This is a genomic window from Vibrio sp. Vb1026, from assembly GCF_033338745.1.
GTDB lineage: Bacteria > Pseudomonadota > Gammaproteobacteria > Enterobacterales > Vibrionaceae > Vibrio > Vibrio alginolyticus.
The window spans coordinates 1-1628 of sequence record NZ_JAWOTH010000068.1 but is presented as its reverse complement, the minus strand read 5'-3'; the positions used below and the strand labels follow the sequence as shown (position 1 = coordinate 1628).

At 55.4% G+C, this 1628-nt stretch carries 2 protein-coding genes; both read right to left on the bottom strand.

Going from position 1 to position 1628, the window contains the following annotated elements; genetic code table 11:
* Positions 1-17 precede the first annotated feature (17 nt).
* Positions 18-320, bottom strand: a complete 303-nt coding sequence (locus R7E47_RS24205) for a phosphoglucosamine mutase (RefSeq protein WP_000251875.1) — start codon at positions 318-320, stop codon at positions 18-20.
* A gap of 86 nt (positions 321-406) precedes the next feature.
* The gene (gene sul2, locus R7E47_RS24200; protein ID WP_001043260.1) at positions 407-1222 is read right to left on the bottom strand and encodes a sulfonamide-resistant dihydropteroate synthase Sul2; all 816 of its coding nucleotides are present in this window, start codon (positions 1220-1222) and stop codon (positions 407-409) included.
* Positions 1223-1628 lie beyond the last annotated feature (406 nt).

The window sequence follows — 1628 nt, the reverse complement described above, 5'->3', positions numbered from 1 at the left end:
CAGGGGTGTCGAAAGAGTCAACTGCGGTCCAAAGCTGTTGGACTTGGGTGAAAAGGGCGTTTATTCTTCCTATACGTTGTCGGCAGCGGGCCAAAAAGGAATACGTCCATGCCCATCGAGGTGAAACCGGCTGTGAGCGCGGGTTCAAGCATATAGCCCGACAGGCGCGTATCCTTGCCGATCACGACACGATGGCGGTGGTCACCGCGACGAAAGACACGGCCAGCCGCCATGCCGACGCGCAAGGCGGTTTCCGCCGTCATCGCGCCTTCGTTGGCTTTGCCACGAATACCGTCTGTGCCGAAATATTTGCGCACCATAAGGTCGATTATCCTGTCGTCGGGTCGCCCTCAAAGGGGACATGCCTGCTGAACCGCGAATATAGAGAAATATCCCGAATGTGCAGTTAACGAATTCTTGCGGTTTCTTTCAGCGCCGCCAATACCGCCAGCCCGTCGCGCAAGGGGCGCGGCTCGTGTGTGCGGATGAAGTCAGCTCCACCTGCGGCGGCGGCAAGCTCTGCAGCGAGTGTCGCGGCCCCGACATCCCCCGGACCACGGCCTGTGAGCGCGCGCAGAAAGGATTTGCGCGAAACAGACAGAAGCACCGGCAAATCGAAGCGCAGCCGCAATTCATCGAACCGCGCCAGCACCGAGAGCGAGGTTTCGGGAGCAGCCCCCAGAAAAAACCCCATGCCGGGATCAAGGACAAGGCGGTTGCGTTTGATACCGGCACCCGTCAGCGCCGCGATGCGCGCGTCAAAGAACGCCGCAATGTGATCCATGATGTCGCCAGCGGGTGCCTCGCGCCGATCTGCCTGCCCGTCTTGCACCGAATGCATAACGACGAGTTTGGCAGATGATTTCGCCAATTGCGGATAGAACGCAGCGTCTGGAAAACCGCGAATATCATTGAGATAGGCCACACCACGCGACAAGGCATAGGCTTGCGTCGCGGGTTGATAACTGTCGAGCGAGACGGGAATGCCATCTGCCTTGAGCGCGTCCAGCACCGGCGCGATACGCGCGATTTCTGTGTCGGACGAAACAGGCGCGGCGTCGGGATTGCTGGATGCCGGACCGAGGTCGATCACATCTGCCCCCTCGGCCATCAGCTTACGCGCCTGCGCAATGGCTGCGTCTGGCGCCAGATACCGGCCTCCATCGGAGAAACTGTCCGAGGTTATGTTGACGATGCCGAAAATGATGAGCGATTTATTCATGGGGGCTTCTATAATAATAATAATCGAGCATGAGTCTCATACGGATGCTCGGGTCGAAAGGGAATCCCCAGGCGAGTAACCTGTTTGCGGTGATCCATTAGCTGCAGGAGCAGAATAGCATACATCTGGAAGCAAAGCCAGGAAAGCGGCCTATGGAGCTGTGCGGCAGCGCTCAGTAGGCAATTTTTCAAAATATTGTTAAGCCTTTTCTGAGCATGGTATTTTTCATGGTATTACCAATTAGCAGGAAAATAAACCATTGAATATAAAAGATAAAAATGTCTTGTTTACAATAGAGTGGGATACAGACACGCTTGATATGTTTGGAGATGGGGTTCTAGGGATTTTCCCCTCTAAAAAGACTTAATCCTCTGTAGACCACACCAATAAATGGCTGCGGAGGTGG